Genomic DNA, 18,851 nt, shown 5'->3' with positions numbered 1-18,851 from the left:
GATCAGAGAAGTATTGCAGAAGGGGGAGAGGATTGCCTGAGCCGGCCTCTTCGCGGGTAAACCCGCGAATGGGCCTTCAGACCAGGTGCAGGTGGTTGTCCCAGAACCCGGACGGCAGGTCCATCGGTTGCCCGATCGGTTCGGCCTTGCGGCAATCGTAGAAGCGGCAACGCCCCTGGCCCGAGGTGACGACAAAACCATCCTTGACCGCCCCGACCCCGGCGCAGTCGGGCATCGGTGCATCGAGCTTCACCGCGCCGCTGTCCAGGTCCCAGACGAACAGGCGGTTGGCCCGCGGCGCAGTCAGTGCCACCAGGCGCAGGTCGCTGTGGATGGCAACGCTGGCGGTGTACTGGGCCATCGATTGCAGCTGGCGCTCCGGCACCGGGAAGGCCTTGAACGGCTCGCCCGGGCGTTTGATCGCCAGCAGCTCGGCAGTTTCGTCGGCAGCACCCATGAACTGCTGGCAGGCAGCGATGGTGCCATCGTCGCCTACCGCCAGGTGGCGCACACTGTTCATCTGCTGGGCTAGGGTCTCCTTGCTCAGCAGGGTGCCGTCGCGCTGCATCAGCACCAGGCTCGGCTCCATGGCATCGAGGTTCATCTCGACCCGGCTCTCGGCCTCGGTGCGGATGCCACCGTTGGCCACGACCAGGGTTTCGCCGTCCGGCAGCCAGGCCACTTCATGGGGGCCGATGCCGTGGGTCGGGATCTCGCCGGTATGCACCAGGCGTTCACCCTCGAAGCGGTACACGCCGAGCACGCCACGGCCTGGGTCGGTGGTGTCGTTCTCGGTGGCATACAGCCATTCGCCACCCTGGTGGATCACCGCATGGCCATAGAAGTGCCGGTTCGGTTGCGAGGTGACGGTCTGCAGCAGGCGCCCGTCGCGCAGGTCGACCAGGTAGCTTTCGGTACCGGGGCGGCGGGCGACGAACAGGGCGATCGGCAGCTCGGGGTGGTTGATGATGGCATGGCAACGCTGGGCGACCTGGGTGCTGAACACCTGGGTGCCATCCAGGCGGAACCCGACCGCATAGTGCTTGCCGTCGCCATCGTCACGCGCCGACAGCAGCAAGGGTTCGCTGCCTTTGTTGCGAAATAGGCTCCAGCCGCCCAGGGTCAGGGCGCTGAGCAATACGCTACCGAGTTTGAGAGCCTGGCGTCGCAGCATCATCAGTCACCGTCGTTGGCATTGAAGCCCAGCTGGATGTTCAGCGCCTTGGCCAGGTCGCCTTCGTGCAGGCGGTGGACGGCGTTGAGGGCATCGTAGAACTGGTTGAGGGTCTGCTGCCCGGCGTCGTCGGCGAGCAGCTCGCCGAGGGTCTTCTGGTTGTCGGCCAGCAGCTTGAGCGCCGTAGCGTAGGCGTCGTCGATCTTCTGCGCCAGGGCTTTCTGATCGCTGGGCAGCAGGCTGCGCAGGCCCTGGTTGTCGACCCCGACCCACACCGCCTGGGAGGCCTTGAGGGTGGCTTCCAGGCTCTTCAGCGAGGAATGGCTGCGCCAGGCTTCGGCCTGCAGTGGCTGCGGGATGCCCTTGCTCTGGCGACCCATCGGCGCACCCAGCTTCTTCTTCAGGGTGTCCAGGGCGGTGACCTGGGAACGCAGCAGGTCGGCGATCGCCTCGTGGGAATCGGCGTAGCGCTGGTTGGGGAACTTGGTCATCTGCGACAGCATGCCGTCGGTGCTGTTCCAGGTCTTGAGGATGTCCTCGGCCAGGACCTTCTGGTGATCGGCGATGGCGACCAGCAGCGGGCAGTAGCGGGTTTTCTGCTCGGCAGTGGCGATGTCCGGCTTGCTGTCGAAGAGGATGTACTCGTAAGCCGACAGGCCGCGTACCACGACGCTGGCCTTGCCCAGGGCGGCGGCATCGACCGGCTTGTCGCCGTTGACCAGCTGCTCGACCTGGCGGCCGACCAGGTTCTTCTTGTCAGGCCAGAACTGTACCTGCCAGGCGCGGTTGCCTTCGGCCAGCGGGCCTACCAGCAACGGTTGCAGTTCGGCCCAGGCTTTTTGCGCATTGAGGAAGTCGGCGCGCGCGGTGTCCAGGCTTTCCTTGCCTTCACAGTAGGCCAGGGCGCTGGCAGCCAGCTGGCGGTCGGCTTCGACCCAGCGGCTGTAGGTCGGCAGGATCACCTGCTTGGCGATGGCGGCGGAAGTCACCGCCTGTGGGTCCTGCGGCGAGCAGGCACCCAGGGCGAGTGCGGCGAGGCTGGTGAACAACAGTTTGGGTCGGAACATGCCCGGCTCCTTGCGCGTTTTAAAGTGAGTTCAGGAAGGCCAGCAACGCAGCGCGCTGCTCGGCATTGAAGGTCAATACATGGTCGCGCGCCGACTGCGCTTCGCCGCCGTGCCAGAGCACGGCTTCGAGCAGGTTGCGGGCACGGCCGTCGTGCAGGTACTGGGTGTGGCCGCTGACCGTTTCGGTCAGGCCTATGCCCCACAACGGTGGGGTCCGCCAATCCTGGCCGTTGGCTGCGAATTCGGTGCGCTCGTCGGCCAGGCCCGGGCCCATGTCGTGCAGCAGCAGGTCGCTGTAGGGGCGGATCAGCTGGTTGGCCAGCTCCGCTTCGGCGGTGTTGGCGGCAGTGGTGAACTGCGGGATGTGGCAGGCCTGGCAACCGGCCTCGAAGAACAGGTTCTTGCCGGCCAGCACTTGCGGCGCGCCGACGTCACGACGGGCAGGCACACCGAGGTTGCGGGTGTAGAAGGTGACCAGGCGCAGGATGTTGTTGCTGACTTCCTTCTCGTCGCCTTCGCCATCGCCATTGGGCGCGGCCAGGCAGTCGACCTGGGCCGGGGTGCAGTCGTCCTTGGGTTGCAAGGTGCTGGTCAGGCCCATGTCACCGTTGAAGGCGTGCACGTTCTGCTGGTTGACGTTGGGTTGCCCGGCCTTCCAGCCGAAGCGGCCGATCACGGTCTTGCCCTGGGCGTCGTCCCAGACCCGGTTGGCGCGGCCGCGGATACCGTCGTGGTTGCGGTCGTCGGGGTCTTCGTTGGCCAGGATGTCGGCTTCGGGGATGGCTTCGAGCAGGCCCAGGCCGATCATCGGCGGGGCGACACGGGCCGAGAAGCGTGTGTCGGGGTGCATCGGGCCGTAGCCAAGCTGGGTAATCTGCAGGGTCGGGCGGCGTAGCTCGACCGGGTGGCCGTCCTTGAAGGTGACGGTCTGGGTAGTGTAGTTAACCCGCACCTTGCCCTCCGGCGCCACGCCGGGGATGGCCATGTCCTGCAGCTGGGTGCCGTAGACGGGCTCGGGGACCACGCCCAGGCGCTCGATCACCTTGGCCAGGTAAGGCTGATCGGGGATCGACAGGCGCACCAGCATGCCCACGGCATTGCTGTCGTTGGGCTCCGGCGGATGCCCGCGGCCATCGCGCACGTGGCAGTTCTGGCAGGCCGTGGTGTTGAACAACGGGCCCAGGCCATCACGCGCGGTGGTGGTGGAAGGGGCGATCACCCAAGGGCTGCGGAAAAAACTGTTGCCCACGGCGAAGTCCAGGCGCCGCTCGGCCGAGAGGTTGGCCGACGGCAGGGAAAAAGCCTTGCGGTCGTCGCGTTGGACCGTGGCCTGGCCGCCAGACAGCGCTTCGCCGGGCTCGGCCTGGGTGAAACGCGGGGCGTCATCACAGGCGGCAAGGGCGAGGGCCAGCATCAGAGGGGGGAATCGGGACAGCGACGAGGACATGCAAAATCCTGGGCGTGGACGAAAAACCGGCGTGCAAGCTTAGCAGGCCAGCGTTGTTTGAATAAGAGCAATTTGCAATTACCCGGGTGAAAAGGATGTGAAATCTCAGCATTTTCATGGACTTCACCGGCCCTTTCGCGGGGCACAGAAAAAAGGCGACCCGAAGGTCGCCTCTTTGTGAACCAGGACAGCCGATCAGAATTCGTGGTCGGCGGTGTCCGGGTTCAGGTTGGCAATCCCCAGCTTGCCTGCAGCCTGCTCGATCGAGCCGGTCTGCTTGACCAGCGAGGCGATGGCATCGCGCACGATCTGGTTGCCGGCAGCGTTGTCAGCGGCGATCAGCTGGTCGTAGTGCTCGCCCTTGAGGGCGTGGTCGACCATCACCTGGATCTTCGCTTCGGTGGCTTCGAGGTCAGCCTTGAGGGTGGCGTCGGCAGCCGCGTCGGCCTTGGCCACTAGCGACGACAGGCTCGGGCCGGTCAGCTTGGTGCCGTCGACACGGGTGTACTCGCCCAGGTAGACGTTGCGGATGCCCTTGGCGTCGTAGAAGTGCGAGTAGTGGGTGTTGTCGCTGAAGCAGTCCTGCTCGTCTTCCGGCGAGTTGGCTTCCAGCGAGACCTTCATGCGCTCACCGGCCAGTTCGCCCAGCGACAGGCTGCCCATGCCGAACAGCATCTTGCGCAGGCCATCGGCCACCGGCTCGGCTTCCAGCGTGGCGCGGTAGTTGTCGGCGACGTTCGGTGCCCAGTTGCCGACCATCTCTTCGAGGTCCTTGACCAGCAGCTCGGTGACCGCCTTCAGGTAGGCGCGGCGACGGTCGTTGTGGCCGCCGGTGGCACCCGTGCCTTCCAGGTAGTCGGAAGCCGGGCGGTTGCCGGCGCCTGGGCCGGTACCGTTGAGGTCCTGGCCCCAGAGCAGGAATTCGATGGCGTGGTAGCCGGTGGCGACGTTGGCTTCGGAACCTGCCAGTTCGTTCAGGCTGGCCAGCTTCTCAGGGGTGATGTCCTTGACGTCGACCTTCTCTTCGCCCACCTGGATCTCGGTGTTGGCGATGATGTTGGCGCTGGCTGCCGGGTTGCCCAGGGCGTGCTCGTAGCTCTTGTCGACGTAGTCGATCAGGCCTTCGTCCAGCGGCCAGGCATTCACCTGGCCTTCCCAGTCGTCGATGATGGTGTTGCCGAAGCGGAACGCCTCGCTCTGCAGGTACGGAACGCGCGCGGCGACCCAGGCCTCTTTGGCGGCTTTCAGGGTTTCGTCGTTGGGCTTGGCGAGGAACGCGTCGACGGCGCTCTGCAAGTGCTTGGCGGTGCTCAGCGCGTCGCTGTACACGGCGTAGACGATTTCGGTGTAATGCTTGACCACGGCTTTGCCGGTCGCTTCGTCGACAGCCCCGGGCGCCGCAGCTGTGGTGCTGGCAGCAGCAGGTGCCTGAGCTTGCGGAGCGTCGGCCTTGTCATCCTTGCCTTCGCCGCAACCGGCGAGAGCGATGGCGATGGCCAGCAGACTGGCGGAGGCCAGAGGCATACGAATCATTATTGGTTTTCCTGCGTCGTGTGGTTGGACCAAGGGGTTAGGCCGTGCGCCGTGGCACGCGAAACGACAACATCATGCGAAAGATTTGCATTTGCTGTAAAGGGGTTGGCGCGCAATTCATGTAAATGCGCGTCACGGCCGGTAATCGGGGGGCAAGCGTTACAGCGCGGAGACCTGATTGCGCTGGGCTTGTTTGAGGAAGTTGGTCAGTTCGCGGGCCGACAACGGCTTGCTGTAGTGGTAGCCCTGACCCTCGTGGCAACCCTGGGCGATGATGTAGGTTTCCTGCTCGGCGGTTTCCACGCCTTCGGCGATCACCTGCATGCCCAGGCTCTTGCCCAGCTGGATGATGGCGCGAACGATGGTGGCGTCGTCATCGTCGTCGAGCAGGTCCTGAACGAAGCTCTTGTCGATCTTGATCTTGTCCAGCGGCAGCGACTTCAGGTAGCTGAGCGACGAGTAACCGGTGCCGAAGTCGTCGATGGCGATCATCGCCCCGGAGCGGCGCAGGCTCAGCAGGTGCTGGGCGGCGGTGCTGATGTCTTCCATCAGGCCGGTTTCGGTCACCTCCAGTTCCAGGCTGCGCGGAGGCAGGCGGTAGGCCTGCAGCAGGTTGTTGACCACCCGCGGCAGCTCGCTGTGGTGCAGCTGCACGGTAGACAGGTTGACCGCCATGCGCAGTTCGCTGAAGCCCAGGTCATGCCATTCGCGCAATTGCCGGCAGGCCTGGTCGAGTACCCACTCGCCGATGCTGATGATGCTGCCGTTCTGTTCGGCCAGCGGGATGAACTGGTCGGGCGGAACCATGCCCAGTTCCGGGTGCTGCCAGCGCAGCAAGGCCTCGACGCCGACCACGCGGTGGTCGCGGTAGCTGATCTGCGGTTGATAGACCAGGTACAGCTGGTTGCGCGGCAGGGCTTCGCGCAGGTCCTTTTCCAGCTCGCGGCGGCGGCGCATCTCGCTGTCGACGCTGGCGATGTAGAACTGGTAGCGGTTGCGCGAGCGGGCCTTGGCCAGGGTCATGGTCTGTTCGGCCTTCTGCAGCAGCTTCTCGGTGCTGTCACCGTCCTCGGGGAACAGGGTGATGCCGATGGTGGCGCGCAGGCGGATCTGCTGGTGGTCGAGGCCGAACGGCAGTTCCAGGTCGTCGAGGATGCTCTGGGCCAGCTCTGCCGCTTCGTAAGGTTGCTCGATATTGGCCTGGACCAGGGCGAACTGGTCGCCGCCCAGCCGTGCCAGGGCACCCAGGCGACCACTGTGCGCGCGCAGGCGGTCGGCCAGGGCCAGCAGCAGCTGGTCGCCAGTCTGGTAACTGAACTGTTCGTTGATGCCCTTGAAGTCGTCCAGGCCTACGCACAGTACGGCCACGCGATGCTGCAGGCGGCCGGCGTCGGCGAGAATCTTGTCGAGCTGCGCCTGCAGTTGCTGGCGGTTGGGCAGGCCGGTGAGGAAATCGTACTGGGCCATGCGCTGCAAACTGTTCTCGGCTTCGTGGCGCAGGTGGGTGTTGCGTTCGATCGAGGCCAGCAGCTGGTTGGCGGTATTGACCCAGAGGCCCAGCTCGTTCTTCTCGTGGCCCTTGAGCAGCGGGATCTGGTGCTGGCTGGGGCGGTCAGGGTTGATCTGGGTCAGGTGTTCGATGATCTTCGACAGCGGCTTGGTCAGCAGCCAGTGGTACACCAGATAGAGCACCAGGCCCATGGCCAGGGCGCGCAGCACGCCGGATATGAAGATGATCACTGCATTGATCAGGAAATCTTCGCCATAGGACGACGTATCGAGGGTGATGCTCAGGTCGCCGTAGTATTCGCTGTATGGGCCACGGCCGACCAGTTGGGTGGTGTAGGTGCGTTCCTGGCCGAGGATCAGGTCGGTCAGCCAGCGCATCGACATGTCCTGCAGCGGGCGGGACTTTTCCGCGAGCATGGTTTCGTTGGGGTGGCCGATCGAGGCCATGCGCACTGACTCATCCTGGAACAGGCCTTCCATCACCTGCATGCCCATTTCCCGGTCGAGGCTGTACACCGCCTGGGTGGAAGGGTCGCGGAACATGTCGAGAATGCGTTGGGCATCGTTGTTGACGGCCTGGCGGGTCTTGTAGGTGTCGTAGACGATCTGCGCGCAACTGAGGACGACGCCGACCGCCAGCGCCGAAAGGAGCACGACCCTGAGCAACTTGACCGATAAGCTGTTCCGCAATTCCAGCTTCAATGGGGTTTCCTTAATCCATGCGCATGACATCATTTTGCCATTAACGTTGGCAATACACTATCGGCCGACCTTGGGTAGTGTATCGGTTGCCCGACCCTGCAACTTGAGTGCGTGGTATCAAACTTCCAGACGGTTGATGTTAGCGTGCTATACGCGCTGAGCAAGACCCTGCGGGAAAACTGTCAGGCATGAAAAAGCCCGGCACTGGGCCGGGCTTTTCGTTCAGGGCTGAATGAATCAGGCCTTGAAGGTTTTGCCTTCGAACTGCTCGGCAACGAATTTCCAGTTGACCAGGTTCCAGAACGCCTCGACGTACTTCGGACGCAGGTTGCGGTAGTCGATGTAGTAGGCGTGTTCCCAGACGTCGCAGGTCAGCAGCGGGGTGTCGCCGCTGGTCAGCGGGCAGCCGGCGCCGATGGTGCTGGCCAGGGCCAGGGAACCGTCAGCTTTCTTCACCAGCCAGCCCCAGCCGGAACCGAAGGTGCCGATCGAAGTCTTGGAGAACTCTTCCTTGAACTTGTCGAAGGAACCGAAAGCGGCGTTGATGGCCTCAGCCAGGGCGCCAGTCGGCTGGCCACCGGCGTTAGGTGCCAGGCAGTTCCAGTAGAAGGTGTGGTTCCAGACTTGAGCGGCGTTGTTGAAGATACCGCCCGAAGAGGTCTTGACGATCTCTTCCAGGGTCTTGCCTTCGAATTCGGTGCCTGGGACCAGGTTGTTCAGGTTCACGACATAGGTGTTGTGGTGCTTGTCGTGGTGATACTCCAGGGTTTCCTTGGAGATGTGCGGCTGCAGGGCATCGTGGGCGTATGGCAGCGGCGGCAATTCAAAAGCCATGGTGGATCTCCTGATTCAGGTCTGTGTGCGGTTTGCGCAAGGCCGATCACGGGCGGCCCGATGTACGTCGGCGAGTTTGTACTCTTTGCGACGCAAGGGCTGGATCATAGCACCGGGCCCGGCGCATAACCACGCAACAAAGATAGGGAATAGAGGTTCCAGAGCGGCTGGTGGCTGCCGACCGGCGGCCCTCAGTTGAAGATCAGCTGCGCGGCCACGGCGAACATCATCACCGCCACCATCAGGTCGAGCATCCGCCAGGTGGCCGGCCGCGCCAGCCATGGCGCCAACCAGGCCGCACCGATCGCCAACGTCGAGAACCACACCAGCGAGGCGCTGGCGGCGCCCGCCACATAAGCGCCAGGCACGGTCTGCTGGGCACCGAGCGAACCGATCAACAGCACGGTGTCGAGGTACACGTGGGGGTTGAGCAGGGTAACCGCCAATGCACTCAGCAGTACCGCCCGGCGCGAGCGCATGCCCTGGCCTTCCTGGTGTTGCAGGCTCTGCTTGGAACAGGCGCTGCGCAATGCCTTGGCGCCGTACCAGATGAGAAACACCGCACCGCCCCAGCGGGCGATCGCCAGCAACGTCGGGTTATGCGCCAGCACCGTGGCCAGGCCGAACACCCCGGCTGCCACCAGGATCGCATCGCAGACAATGCACAGCGCAGCCACCGGCAAATGGTGCTCGCGGCGCAGGCTCTGGGCGAGGACGAAGGCGTTTTGTGCACCGATGGCCATGATCAGGCCGAAGGCCACCAGCATGCCGTTGAGATAGCTTTGCCACATGGCAGTTACTCCAAAGAAGATGCTGGATAGTGTGGCGAGTGACGCTGTATAAGAAAAACAAATAACGCTGATCCGTCATTAGGAAAATCGATGTTCGACTACAAGCTGCTGGCTGCCCTCGCGGCAGTGATCGAGCAAGGCGGTTTCGAACGTGCCGCGCAGGTGCTTGGGCTGTCACAGTCGGCCATTTCGCAGCGCATCAAGCTGCTCGAAGCGCGGGTCGGGCAGCCGGTGCTGGTGCGTGCCGCACCGCCGAGCCCGACCGAAGTCGGCCGGCAATTGCTCAACCATGTGCAGCAGGTACGGCTGCTTGAGCGCGACTTGCAACGCCAGGTGCCGGCGCTGGACGAGGAGGGTATGCCCGAGCGTCTGCGCATCGCCCTCAACGCCGACAGCCTGGCGACCTGGTGGGCCGGTGCGGTGGGGGCATTCTGCGCCGAGCATCAGTTGCTCACCGACCTGGTGGTGGAAGACCAGGAGGTCGGCCTCAAGCGCATGCGTGCCGGTGAAGTGGCGGCCTGCCTGTGTGGCAGCGAGCGGCCAGTGGCTGGCGCACGAAGCCTGCCGCTGGGGGCCATGCGCTATCGGGCGCTGGCCAGCCCAGGCTTCATGGCGCGGTATTTCCCGCAGGGTTTCGCGGCGCAGCGGCTGGCACGCACGCCGGCCATCGTCTATGGGCCGGACGATTTCCTGCAGCACCGTTACCTGGCCTCGCTGGGGATTCAAGATGGCTTCCTGCACCACTTGTGCCCGTCGTCCGAAGGCTTCCTGCGCATGACCGAGGCTGGCCTGGGCTGGGGCCTGGTGCCCGAGCTGCAGGCCCGTGAGCAGTTGGCCAATGGCCAGTTGGTGGAAATCTGCAACGATACCCCCATCGATGTGCCGTTGTACTGGCATCATTGGCGCAACGGCGGGCACCTGCTCGCGCAACTGACCGAACACCTGCGGCACACGGCACAGCATTGGCTGGTGCCCTTGTAGCGGCGGCTGGCGTCTGTTGCATCTGAAATCAAGGCGGAGTCATACATGCAAATTCTGGTCACCGGCGCGAGCGGCTTCATTGGCGGGCGCTTTGCGCGCTTTGCCCTGGAGCAAGGCCTGGCTGTGCGGGTCAGCGGCCGGCGTGCCGAAGGCGTGGAGCACCTGGTCAAACGTGGCGCACAGTTCATCCCCGGCGACCTGGGTGACCCTGAGCTGGCCCGTCGCCTTTGCCAGGGGGTCGAGGCCGTGGTGCATTGCGCGGGCGCGGTGGGCACCTGGGGGCGCTACCAGGACTTCTACCAAGGCAACGTGGTGGTCACGGAAAACGTCGTCGAGGGCTGCCTCAAGGAGCATGTACGGCGCCTGGTACACCTGTCGTCGCCGTCGATCTACTTCAATGGGCGTTCGCGCCTGGGTATCCGTGAAGACCAGGTGCCGCGCCGTTTTCACGACCACTATGGGCAAACCAAGCACATTGCCGAGCAGAAAGTCTTCGGTGCCCAGGAGTTCGGCCTGGAAGTGCTGGCGCTGCGCCCACGCTTCGTCACCGGGGCCGGTGATGCGAGCATCTTCCCGCGCTTGATGCAGATGCAGCGCAAAGGCCGTGTGGCGATCATCGGCAACGGCCTGAACAAGGTCGACTTCACCAGCGTGCACAACCTCAACGAGGCACTGCTCAGCGCGCTGTTCGCCGAAGACCGTGCCCTGGGCCAGGCCTACAACATCAGCAACGGCCAGCCGCTGCCGCTGTGGGACGTGGTCAACTACGTGATGCGCCAGATGCAGCTGCCGCAGGTTACCCGCTACCGCTCTTACGGCCTGGCCTACAGCCTCGCAGCCCTGAACGAAGCAGCCTGCATGCTCTGGCCCGGGCGCCCGCAGCCGACCTTGTCGCGTTTGGGCATGCAGGTCATGAGCCGTGATTTCACCCTGGACATCAGCCGTGCCCGCCAATACCTGGATTACCAGCCCAAGGTCAGCCTGTGGACCGCGCTGGATGAATTCTGTTCCTGGTGGAAGCATCAACCGCTGGGGCAGTGAACCCGGTGCGCAGATGATGGTCATCAGTGCGCCGCACGAGCGGTTTATACTCATGTCTCTTTGCTACCACCGCGGTTGAAGCCACCTATGCGTAACGATGCCAACGACGATTTCAATGATGTGCCCACCTTGCGTGCGGGTACCCCCGATGACGACGAGTTGCTCCCCGCGCACGTCTCGCGCAGCCGTCAGAAGGCCGCCAAACCGGCCAGCAACGGGCCGCTGTGGGCATTGCTGGGGGCATCGTTCATCGCCTTGGCAGGCCTGGGCTGGTGGAGCTTCCAGCAGATCTCGCTGATGGAGCAGCAACTGGTGGCCACCCAGGAAAGCTTTGCGCGGATCAGCGAAGAAGCCGCCGGGCGTTTGCAGGCAATCAGCGGCAAGGTCGAGGCCAGCGAGACCACGAGTACCACCGGCAGTGAAGCACTGAAGCTGCAGATCCGTCAGTTGCAGGCCAGCCTGGCCGAGCAGGGCAAGCAGCAGCAAGGGGTGGCAGGGCAGGCGGGTGACCTGGGCAAGCGCCTGGAGCAGGTGCTGGCTGACACCCGTGAGCAGCAGAAGGCGGTGACCGAGTTGCAGACCCAGCTGCAGGCCCAGTTGAAGGCTGTGAATGCTGAGCTGGCGGCGCTCAAGTCGGGACAGGTGGATGGTGGCAAGCTCGATAGCCAGCTGAAGAACCTGAACGATGAAGTGGCCGCATTGAAGAAGCAGGGCAACCAGAAGGCTGCGGTGGAAAGCCTGGAGCAGGATGTGCTGGTGCTCAAGACCCAGATGGAAAACCGCACGGCGTCGTCGAGCGGGGCGACGGTGCAGGAGTTCGATGCGTTCCGTGGGCAGACCACGCGCAACCTCAATACCCTGCAGAGCCAGATTCAGAACCTGCAGCAGCAGATCAATTCCCGGCCTTGAAAAGGCCGGGGCAGCAAAGCGGCCCCGGCGATCTCAATTACAGGCGCGGATAGTCGATGTAGCCCACCGGCCCTTTGCCATAAAAGGTTTCCGGATGCGCCTCGTTCAGCGGTGCATCCGCCGCCAGCCGCGCCGGCAGGTCCGGGTTGGCGATAAACGGCACACCAAACGCCACCGCATCGGCCTTGCCCGCTGCCAGTGCAGCATTGGCGCTGGCCTTGTCGAAGCGTTCGTTGACGATATACGGGCCACCGAATGCCGCCTTGATCAGCGGGCCGATGCTGTCGTCGGCTTCCTTCTCCCGCGAGCAGATAAAGGCAATGCCGCGTTTACCCAGCTCACGCGCCACGTAGGTGAAGGTCTCGGCGCGGTCGGCATCGCCCATGTCGTGGGCATCGGCACGGGGTGCCAGGTGCACGCCGACGCGGCCTGGCCCCCACACATCAATGGCCGCATCGGTCACTTCCAGCAGCAGCCTTGCGCGGTTTTCCAGCGAGCCGCCGTAGCGATCGGTGCGCTGGTTGGTGCTGCTCTGCAGGAACTGGTCGAGCAGGTAGCCGTTGGCGCCGTGGATCTCCACGCCGTCGAAGCCGGCGGCCTTGGCGTTTTCGGCACCGCTGCGGTAGGCCTCGACGATGTCGGCAATCTCTTCGGTTTCCAGGGCGCGCGGGGTCGGGTAGTCGCTCAGCGGCCGCACCAGGCTGACGTGGCCTTTGGCCTGGATCGCGCTGGGCGCCACCGGCAGTTCGCCATCGAGGTAGCTGGGGTGAGAGATACGGCCAACGTGCCACAGCTGCAGGAAGATGCGCCCGCCAGCGCCGTGCACGGCCTGGGTGACGTTGTGCCAGCCACGCACCTGTTGGTCGTTCCAGATGCCGGGGGTGTCGGGGTAGCCGACGCCCATCGCGCTGACCGATGTCGCTTCGCTGAGAATCAGGCCGGCACTGGCGCGCTGCACGTAGTATTCGGCCATCAGCGCATTGGGCACGCGGCCTTCATCGGCGCGGCAGCGGGTCAGCGGGGCCATGATGATGCGGTTGGGCAGTTGCACGTCGCCCAGTTGGATCGGATCGAAAAGCGTGGTCATAGGGGTTACCTGCCTTGTCAAAGTGCTTGGCGCAGTTGTTCGAGGAACGCCTCGATGGTGGCTTCGTTGCGTTTGAAGAAGTGCCACTGGCCGACCTTCTGGCTGCTGATGAGACCGGCCCGCTGCAAGGTGGCCAGGTGGGCAGAGACGGTCGATTGCGACAGCCCGCAGCGCTGGTCGATCTGCCCGGCACAGACACCGTTCTCGGTGCTGTGGTATTGGTCTGGGAACTGCGTTGCCGGGTCTTTCAGCCAGCTGAGGATTTCTCGCCTGACCGGGTGGGCCAGCGCTTTTATGATTTCGTCGAGATCGAGTGGCATGGGTTGAGGCTCGTGCTGTAGCGGTATATCGCGATAGAGCGAAACGTACATCGGTATTTGTCGATATACAAATATGAAGAAGTTCTGAGGTGAGCACGAATCGCTATATCGCGTTATAACGATATGGGCGATGGCGGTGCTAGACTGCGTCCATGAACTACCTCGCACACCTGCACCTGGGCGGCCCGGCGCCGCAACAACTGCTCGGCAGCCTGTATGGCGACTTCGTCAAAGGCTCGCTGGAGGGGCGCTTTGCGCCTGCGTTGGAGGCGGCGATCCGGCTGCATCGGCATATCGACAGCTACACCGACCAGCACCCGTTGGTGCTGGCTGCCCTGGCACGTTTCCCGCGGGAGCGGCGGCGCTTTGCCGGGATTGTCCTGGATGTGTTTTTCGACCATTGCCTGGCGCGGCACTGGGGGGACTACGCCGAGCAGCCACTGGGGCAGTTCACCACGGATTTTTACCAGGTACTGCTGGCCGAGCCCGAGCTGCCGGGGCGGCTGGCGCGGATTGCGCCGTTCATGGCGGCGGACGACTGGCTGGGGGCGTATGGCGATTTTGCCACGCTGGAGCAGGTCTTCGGCGGGATTGCCCGGCGTTTGTCGCGGCCGGAAGGGATGGCTGGGGTGATGGATGAGCTGGAGCGGTTGTATGAGCCGTTGTTGGCGGATTTTCGTGAGTTTTATCCACTGTTGCAGGCGTTTGCGGCGGCAGGAAGGCTGTCTGACAGCTGAGCCTTGTGCTGGCTGAACTGGCCTCTTCGCGGGTTTACCCGCGAAGAGGCCAGTACAGGTAAAACCAGGCTCAGGCAGCCCGCGCCTGTCTGCGAGGCACCACCGCCACTTCCTCAACCCCGAACAATGCCATGTGAATCGCCTGCTGCGCCTGGAATGCCAGCGCCGCACGTTCCTTCTCGACACTGCCAATTGGCTTGAGCAAGTGAATGCACACCTGACCCCGAGGCTCGGCAAACAAGCGCATCAAGTGCGAAACCAGGTCATCGTCGCCAATGAACGGCGCAATCGGGTCCGCCTCGCCGTTACGCCGGTACTGAATGGCCACGGGCTGCACGGCCACACCTTGGTCGATGGCACCGGCCAGCAGGCGGCCGTGGAAGGTGCGCAGCTGGCGCCCGTCGGTGGTGGTGCCTTCGGGGAAGATCAGCAGCGGCCGCGCCTGGCCCAGCTGGTCGCTGATCTGCTCGCGCAGGCGCTGGCCGTCCCCACCACCGCGGCGAATGAACAGCGTGCCGGCCTTTTCTGCCAGCCAGCCGGCCACCGGCCAGTGACGCACTTCGGCCTTGGACAGGAACGACAGCGGCAGCAGCATGCCGAGCAGGGGAATGTCGGTCCAGGAAACGTGGTTGCTGACCCACAACATCGGCCGTTGTGGCAGCTCGCCGATTACCTGCACCTCGAAGGGCAGTGCGGCGACCAGGCGTTTCATGAACCAGCAGGACCAGCGCTGGCGAAGTTCGATGGACGCCTTGATCCCCAGGCGTTCGCCCACGGTGACGACGCCGGCCATGAGCATGCCGAGCGCCAGCACCAGCAACAGCCGCGAAAGGCGGGCAATTACCCGCATGCCAGGCATCAGACTGCTGCCTTGAAGTGGCGAGCGTAGCGCGGGCAGAGGTCGTCACGCTTGAGCAGGATGAACACGTCGGCTACCTGGAAATCCTCGTCCCAGCACGGCTCGCCGCAGATCTTCGCCCCCAGGCGCATGTAGGCCTTGAGTAGCGGCGGCATTTCGGCGATGACGTTGTTCGGCAGTGCCAGGCTGGGCAGCGGGTTCTTCGGCTCGGCACGCAGGTGCTCGGTGCACAGGTAGCGCTCGCGCAGGCGCTGCATGACCGCGTGGGCCTGCACGCCGCCGTCCTGCATGGGGATGCTGGCACAGCCCATCAGGTAGCTGTAGCGGCCCTCGTTGAGCACTTCCGCCAGTTCGCCCCAAAGCACGGCGATGGTGCCGCCGTTGCGGTAGTCGGTGGCGACGCAGGTGCGGCCCAGTTCGAGGATCGGGCCCTGCAGTTGCAGCAGGCCGTGCAGGCGGAATTCCTCTTCGCTGTAGAAGCGCCCCAGGCTGCTGGCAGCCTGGTGGTCGAGCAGGCGGGTGGTGGCCACCAGCTCGCCGGTGCTCAGGTCGCGCACGCCGATGTGGCGGCAATGTACGTCGTAGTCATCCATGTCCAGGCCCAGTTCGGCGCCTTTGAGCTTGGCCTTGAACTCCGCGCTGAACACCTTGTAGCGCAGGGCCTGGGCTTCCTGCAGGGCCGTGGCGCCGACCAGGCGTTCGGCTTGCAGACGGCGTTCAGTGCTGTTGTCGCCAGAGTGAGCGATCCGAGTCATTACGAGTCTCCATAAGCCAGCCATGAAGGGTTGCGGCCGGTCGGCTTTGTTGTGCAAAGTCAGCCTAGGTAGACGCGGTGTCACCCCTGTGAATCTTTGGTGATGCTTGCATGACACCCCCTAACAGCCCCCTTGAAGGAGCGTCCGATGGCCTGGTTGCAACGACTCAACGACCCCCTCCGCCAGCCCCTGGCCGGCACTTTGGGCGAGACCTATGCCGCGCAGTTCGAGCGCCTTGGCGCGGTTGCCCCATTCGAACTGGCGGTGCTGGGCGGGCGCGCCATGGCCACGCCGGGCCTGGCGTTCCTCATCGGTTACCAGGCCGCCCTGCGCGTGCTCTGGCCCAGTGCACCGGCCAGCCTTGGTGCGCTGTGCGCCACCGAGCGGCGCAGCGTGCGCCCGGCGGACATGCATACCCGGCTGGTCGGTTTGCGCCTGAACGGCAACAAGGATTTCGTTACCGCCGGCCTGGATGCCGAGTGGCTGTTGGTGGCCGCACGCAGCGAAACGCTGGGTGAAGCGCCACGGCTGAGCCTGGCGGTGGTTTACCCGGGGGAGGCTGGGGTCACGCTGGAAGCATTGCCGACCCTGCCGCTGATGCCCGAGGTCGGGCATGGTCGTTTGCACTTGCAAGACGCGGCCTGTGAGCTGCTGGCGGGCGATGGCTGGGACGCCTATGTCAAACCGTTCCGCTCGCTGGAGGACTTGTACGTGCTCGCGGCGTTGACGGCCTGGCTTTATGGGGTAGGGCAGGAGTGCGACTGGCCGCAGGAACTGCGCCTGCGCTTGCTGGGATTGCTGGCGGGATGCGCCGAGGGTAGCCGGCAGTGCGCCGACAGCGTTGGCTGCCATCTGTTGCTGGGTGGATTGTTTTCGCAGTTTCAGGAGCTGCGCGGGGCGATCGACAAGGCGCTGCTGGCCGGGCCGGAGCAGTGGGCGCAACTGTGGCAGCGGGATCAGGGAGTGCTGGCATTGGCCACTGCAGCGCGGGAAAAGCGCCTGGCCAAGGCCTGGTTGGCAGCAGGGTTGTCATGAAAGCCTGAGAAACTGTGGGATCTTTCAGATCCTGGGGCTGCTATGCGCCCCATCGCCGGCACGCCCCATGATCAAGACCCTGTTGGCAATCCTTGGCCTGACCATCATGCCCGCCTGGGCCGAAGTCTGGCCCGAACCAGACTGGCCAATCGACAGTGCTGCCCTCGACTGGCAGGCCGTCGACGCCTACGCCTTCCCGGAGCGCAACGCCAGCGAGCGCAGCGGCATCCGCACCGACGCCTTGTTGATCATCCGTGACGGTCGCATCCTCCACGAACGTTACAGCGCCCCCACCATCGCTAACACCGCCCACCTGACCTGGTCGGTCAGCAAGAGCGTGCTGGCCACCGTGCTCGGTGTGGCCCAGGGTGAGGGCCGTTTTCAGCTGCAGGACCCGGCCGCACGCTTCTACCCGCCGATGCAGGCCCACCCTGATGTGCACCTGGCCGACCTGCTGCACTGGGCCAGTGGCCTGGACTGGCAGGAGGACTACGAGTACGCACCGCTGAAGTCTTCGGTGGTGGCCATGCTCTATACCCGCGGGCGCAGTGACATGGCAGCCTATACCGCAGCCCGCGCCAGCGCCGAAAAGCCTGGCCGGCGCTTTCTCTATTCCAGCGGCGACAGCAACGTGCTGGCTGGCGCATTGCGCGGCATGCTCGACGCTGGCACTTATCCCGACTACCCCTGGCAGGCGCTGTTCACCCCGCTGGGCATCGACAGCGCAGTCTGGGAGCGTGACGGCGCGGGCACCTTCGTCGGCTCGTCCTACCTCTACCTCAGTGCCCGCGACCTGGCACGCATCGGTTTGTTGATGCAGCGCGATGGCCGCTGGCAAGGGCGCCAGTTGTTGCCAGCAAGCTGGGTTGCCTTCAACCGCGCGCTGTTCACCCAGGCCGCCGCCATACCCGGTGAAGCCAACCCTGGCGGCCACTGGTGGCTCAACCTGCCATTGCCGGGAAGCCCGGCACCGTGGCCCGACGCCCCTGCCGATACCTATGCCGCGCTCGGCCACTGGGGGCAGGCGCTGTACATCCTGCCGTCGCAGAAACTGCTGATCGTGCGCTATGCCGATGACCGCGACGGCAGCTACCGCCACAACGAACTGCTCAAGCGGGTGCTGGCGGCGCTGGCCAAGGAGGGCGCATGAAGCGCGTGCTGTTGCTGGTAATCGTTGCCTTGCTCGGCTGGGCCTGGCTGGAGCGCCAGGCGCTGGCCGACTTCCCGGGCATCCTTTCGGCCTATTCGGCCAAGGAGTACTGCTCGTGCCGCTTCGTCATGGGCTTCGACGAGGCCTATTGCCGGGGCTATGTGAAGCAATGGCTGCCCCTGAGCCGGCTGGAGGAAGACGGCCCACAACGGCGGGTTACCGCTGAGGGCCTTGGCCAGCGCAACCAGGCAGCCTGGCACGGCGCACAGGCAGGCTGCCGCTTGCTGCCATGAGGGCGGGCGGGTAAGGTTGGCGGTCAAGTTTCACGAGACCTGTCATGTTCAAGCTGCCCCGTTTCCTGCCTGCCCTGCTGCTGGCTTTGTGCCTGCCCGCCCACGCCAACTGGCACCTCGATGGCGAGTCTTCACGCCTGTCATTCGTCACCGGCAAGAATGGCGATACTGCCGAGGTGCATCGCTTTCTGGTGTTGCATGGCAGCGTCAACCGCAAGGGCTCGGCCGCGCTGAGCATCGAGATGGACTCGGTGAGCAGCGGCATCCCGCTGCGTGACGAGCAGATGCGCGACAACCTGTTCGAGGTGGAGCGCTTCGCCGAGGCGAGCGTAAAGGCGCAAATCGACCTGCGGCCGATCAACGACCTGGCCGATGGCGCGCAGATCGAACTGCGCCTGCCGCTGACCGTCACCCTGCATGGCCAGTCGCACAGTTACAACGCGCTGCTGCTGGCCACGCGCCTGGATGAGCGGCGCTTTCAGGTGGTGACCCTTGAACCATTGGTGTTGCGGGCTTCGGACTTCGGCCTGCTGCCAGGGCTGGAAGGCCTGCGCAAGTTCGCCAAACTGAAATCCATCAACCCGTCGGTACCGGTCAATGCGGTACTGATCTTCAACGCTCGCTGAC

19 protein-coding genes are annotated in these 18,851 nt (G+C 64.4%); 8 read left to right on the top strand and 11 right to left on the bottom strand.

Annotation, left to right across the window (positions count from 1 at the left end; genetic code table 11):
• Window positions 1–76 precede the first annotated feature (76 nt).
• The 7 genes from ABE528_RS16265 to ABE528_RS16235 all read right to left on the bottom strand — a co-directional run bounded on the left by ABE528_RS16265 (window position 77) and on the right by ABE528_RS16235 (window position 9,057).
• Window positions 77–1,174, bottom strand: a complete 1,098-nt coding sequence (locus ABE528_RS16265) for a DUF1513 domain-containing protein (RefSeq protein WP_346653533.1) — start codon at window positions 1,172–1,174, stop codon at window positions 77–79.
• 2 nt (window positions 1,175–1,176) lie between these two features.
• Window positions 1,177–2,241: an imelysin family protein gene (locus ABE528_RS16260; protein WP_152954726.1), complete on the bottom strand. Its 1,065-nt coding sequence runs from the start codon at window positions 2,239–2,241 to the stop codon at window positions 1,177–1,179.
• Between the two features lie 19 nt (window positions 2,242–2,260).
• On the bottom strand, window positions 2,261–3,688 hold the full coding sequence (locus ABE528_RS16255; RefSeq protein WP_346653509.1) for a di-heme oxidoredictase family protein: 1,428 nt from the start codon (window positions 3,686–3,688) through the stop codon (window positions 2,261–2,263).
• A 195-nt stretch (window positions 3,689–3,883) separates the two neighbouring features.
• Window positions 3,884–5,221 carry an imelysin family protein gene (locus ABE528_RS16250; RefSeq protein WP_346653508.1) on the bottom strand — a complete coding sequence of 446 codons (1,338 nt, stop codon included), beginning with the start codon at window positions 5,219–5,221 and terminating at the stop codon, window positions 3,884–3,886.
• Window positions 5,222–5,380: 159 nt separating this feature from the next.
• Window positions 5,381–7,432 carry a GGDEF domain-containing phosphodiesterase gene (locus tag ABE528_RS16245; RefSeq protein ID WP_152954718.1) on the bottom strand — a complete coding sequence of 684 codons (2,052 nt, stop codon included), beginning with the start codon at window positions 7,430–7,432 and terminating at the stop codon, window positions 5,381–5,383.
• 237 nt (window positions 7,433–7,669) lie between these two features.
• A complete protein-coding gene (locus ABE528_RS16240; RefSeq protein WP_346653507.1) occupies window positions 7,670–8,266 on the bottom strand; it encodes a Fe-Mn family superoxide dismutase in 597 nt (198 codons plus the stop codon).
• 191 nt (window positions 8,267–8,457) lie between these two features.
• Window positions 8,458–9,057 (bottom strand): LysE/ArgO family amino acid transporter, encoded by a 600-nt coding sequence (locus ABE528_RS16235; protein ID WP_152954715.1) that lies wholly within the window; start codon window positions 9,055–9,057, stop codon window positions 8,458–8,460.
• A gap of 90 nt (window positions 9,058–9,147) precedes the next feature.
• On the opposite strand from ABE528_RS16235, the gene ABE528_RS16230 reads away from it, so the two are divergent.
• The 3 genes from ABE528_RS16230 to ABE528_RS16220 all read left to right on the top strand — a co-directional run bounded on the left by ABE528_RS16230 (window position 9,148) and on the right by ABE528_RS16220 (window position 11,988).
• Window positions 9,148–10,038, top strand: coding sequence for a LysR family transcriptional regulator ArgP (locus ABE528_RS16230; RefSeq protein WP_346653506.1), 891 nt, complete (start codon window positions 9,148–9,150; stop codon window positions 10,036–10,038).
• Window positions 10,039–10,083: 45 nt separating this feature from the next.
• Window positions 10,084–11,079, top strand: coding sequence for an NAD(P)-dependent oxidoreductase (locus tag ABE528_RS16225; RefSeq protein WP_346653505.1), 996 nt, complete (start codon window positions 10,084–10,086; stop codon window positions 11,077–11,079).
• An 87-nt stretch (window positions 11,080–11,166) separates the two neighbouring features.
• Window positions 11,167–11,988 (top strand): ATPase, encoded by an 822-nt coding sequence (locus ABE528_RS16220; RefSeq protein ID WP_346653504.1) that lies wholly within the window; start codon window positions 11,167–11,169, stop codon window positions 11,986–11,988.
• Window positions 11,989–12,025: 37 nt separating this feature from the next.
• On the opposite strand, the gene ABE528_RS16215 is transcribed toward ABE528_RS16220, so the two are convergent.
• Window positions 12,026–13,075 (bottom strand): alkene reductase, encoded by a 1,050-nt coding sequence (locus ABE528_RS16215; RefSeq protein ID WP_346653503.1) that lies wholly within the window; start codon window positions 13,073–13,075, stop codon window positions 12,026–12,028.
• Window positions 13,076–13,092: 17 nt separating this feature from the next.
• A complete protein-coding gene (locus tag ABE528_RS16210; protein ID WP_054885082.1) occupies window positions 13,093–13,395 on the bottom strand; it encodes a helix-turn-helix transcriptional regulator in 303 nt (100 codons plus the stop codon).
• A gap of 152 nt (window positions 13,396–13,547) precedes the next feature.
• Here ABE528_RS16210 and ABE528_RS16205 point away from each other — a divergent pair, with 152 nt between their 5' ends.
• Entirely contained in the window at window positions 13,548–14,132 is a 585-nt protein-coding gene (locus tag ABE528_RS16205; protein ID WP_346653502.1) for an ACP phosphodiesterase, read from the top strand.
• Window positions 14,133–14,202: 70 nt separating this feature from the next.
• Here ABE528_RS16205 and ABE528_RS16200 read toward each other — a convergent pair whose 3' ends face one another.
• Entirely contained in the window at window positions 14,203–14,991 is a 789-nt protein-coding gene (locus tag ABE528_RS16200) for a lysophospholipid acyltransferase family protein (protein ID WP_346653501.1), read from the bottom strand.
• Entirely contained in the window at window positions 14,991–15,746 is a 756-nt protein-coding gene (gene olsB / locus ABE528_RS16195; RefSeq protein ID WP_346653500.1) for an L-ornithine N(alpha)-acyltransferase, read from the bottom strand. The genes ABE528_RS16200 and olsB overlap by 1 nt, the downstream gene beginning before the upstream one ends.
• A 147-nt stretch (window positions 15,747–15,893) precedes the next feature.
• Between olsB and ABE528_RS16190 the strand changes: the two genes are divergently transcribed.
• The 4 genes from ABE528_RS16190 to ABE528_RS16175 all read left to right on the top strand — a co-directional run bounded on the left by ABE528_RS16190 (window position 15,894) and on the right by ABE528_RS16175 (window position 18,850).
• A complete protein-coding gene (locus ABE528_RS16190; RefSeq protein ID WP_346653499.1) occupies window positions 15,894–16,781 on the top strand; it encodes an acyl-CoA dehydrogenase in 888 nt (295 codons plus the stop codon).
• 67 nt (window positions 16,782–16,848) lie between these two features.
• Window positions 16,849–17,931, top strand: coding sequence for a serine hydrolase (locus ABE528_RS16185; RefSeq protein ID WP_346653497.1), 1,083 nt, complete (start codon window positions 16,849–16,851; stop codon window positions 17,929–17,931).
• Window positions 17,928–18,224, top strand: a complete 297-nt coding sequence (locus ABE528_RS16180) for an amidase (RefSeq protein WP_152954695.1) — start codon at window positions 17,928–17,930, stop codon at window positions 18,222–18,224. The genes ABE528_RS16185 and ABE528_RS16180 overlap by 4 nt, the downstream gene beginning before the upstream one ends.
• A gap of 44 nt (window positions 18,225–18,268) precedes the next feature.
• Entirely contained in the window at window positions 18,269–18,850 is a 582-nt protein-coding gene (locus ABE528_RS16175; protein ID WP_152954693.1) for a YceI family protein, read from the top strand.
• Window position 18,851: the final 1 nt, after the last annotated feature.

It is taken from the genome of Pseudomonas sp. TWI628, assembly GCF_039673865.1.
Lineage (GTDB): Bacteria > Pseudomonadota > Gammaproteobacteria > Pseudomonadales > Pseudomonadaceae > Aquipseudomonas.
This window is presented reverse-complemented; position numbering and strand designations above follow the sequence as displayed.

Excerpts from the sequence above, each read along its gene's own strand:
- ABE528_RS16265 (WP_346653533.1), bottom strand. The coding sequence starts at position 1,174 with ATGCTGCGACGCCAGGCTCTCAAACTCGGTAGCGTATTGCTCAGCGCC.
- ABE528_RS16260 (WP_152954726.1), bottom strand. The coding sequence starts at position 2,241 with ATGTTCCGACCCAAACTGTTGTTCACCAGCCTCGCCGCACTCGCCCTG.
- ABE528_RS16255 (WP_346653509.1), bottom strand. The coding sequence starts at position 3,688 with ATGTCCTCGTCGCTGTCCCGATTCCCCCCTCTGATGCTGGCCCTCGCC.
- ABE528_RS16250 (WP_346653508.1), bottom strand. The coding sequence starts at position 5,221 with ATGATTCGTATGCCTCTGGCCTCCGCCAGTCTGCTGGCCATCGCCATC.
- ABE528_RS16240 (WP_346653507.1), bottom strand. The coding sequence starts at position 8,266 with ATGGCTTTTGAATTGCCGCCGCTGCCATACGCCCACGATGCCCTGCAG.
- ABE528_RS16235 (WP_152954715.1), bottom strand. The coding sequence starts at position 9,057 with ATGTGGCAAAGCTATCTCAACGGCATGCTGGTGGCCTTCGGCCTGATC.
- ABE528_RS16230 (WP_346653506.1), top strand. The coding sequence starts at position 9,148 with ATGTTCGACTACAAGCTGCTGGCTGCCCTCGCGGCAGTGATCGAGCAA.
- ABE528_RS16225 (WP_346653505.1), top strand. The coding sequence starts at position 10,084 with ATGCAAATTCTGGTCACCGGCGCGAGCGGCTTCATTGGCGGGCGCTTT.
- ABE528_RS16220 (WP_346653504.1), top strand. The coding sequence starts at position 11,167 with ATGCGTAACGATGCCAACGACGATTTCAATGATGTGCCCACCTTGCGT.
- ABE528_RS16215 (WP_346653503.1), bottom strand. The coding sequence starts at position 13,075 with ATGACCACGCTTTTCGATCCGATCCAACTGGGCGACGTGCAACTGCCC.
- ABE528_RS16210 (WP_054885082.1), bottom strand. The coding sequence starts at position 13,395 with ATGCCACTCGATCTCGACGAAATCATAAAAGCGCTGGCCCACCCGGTC.
- ABE528_RS16205 (WP_346653502.1), top strand. The coding sequence starts at position 13,548 with ATGAACTACCTCGCACACCTGCACCTGGGCGGCCCGGCGCCGCAACAA.
- ABE528_RS16200 (WP_346653501.1), bottom strand. The coding sequence starts at position 14,991 with ATGCCTGGCATGCGGGTAATTGCCCGCCTTTCGCGGCTGTTGCTGGTG.
- olsB (WP_346653500.1), bottom strand. The coding sequence starts at position 15,746 with ATGACTCGGATCGCTCACTCTGGCGACAACAGCACTGAACGCCGTCTG.
- ABE528_RS16190 (WP_346653499.1), top strand. The coding sequence starts at position 15,894 with ATGGCCTGGTTGCAACGACTCAACGACCCCCTCCGCCAGCCCCTGGCC.
- ABE528_RS16185 (WP_346653497.1), top strand. The coding sequence starts at position 16,849 with ATGATCAAGACCCTGTTGGCAATCCTTGGCCTGACCATCATGCCCGCC.
- ABE528_RS16180 (WP_152954695.1), top strand. The coding sequence starts at position 17,928 with ATGAAGCGCGTGCTGTTGCTGGTAATCGTTGCCTTGCTCGGCTGGGCC.
- ABE528_RS16175 (WP_152954693.1), top strand. The coding sequence starts at position 18,269 with ATGTTCAAGCTGCCCCGTTTCCTGCCTGCCCTGCTGCTGGCTTTGTGC.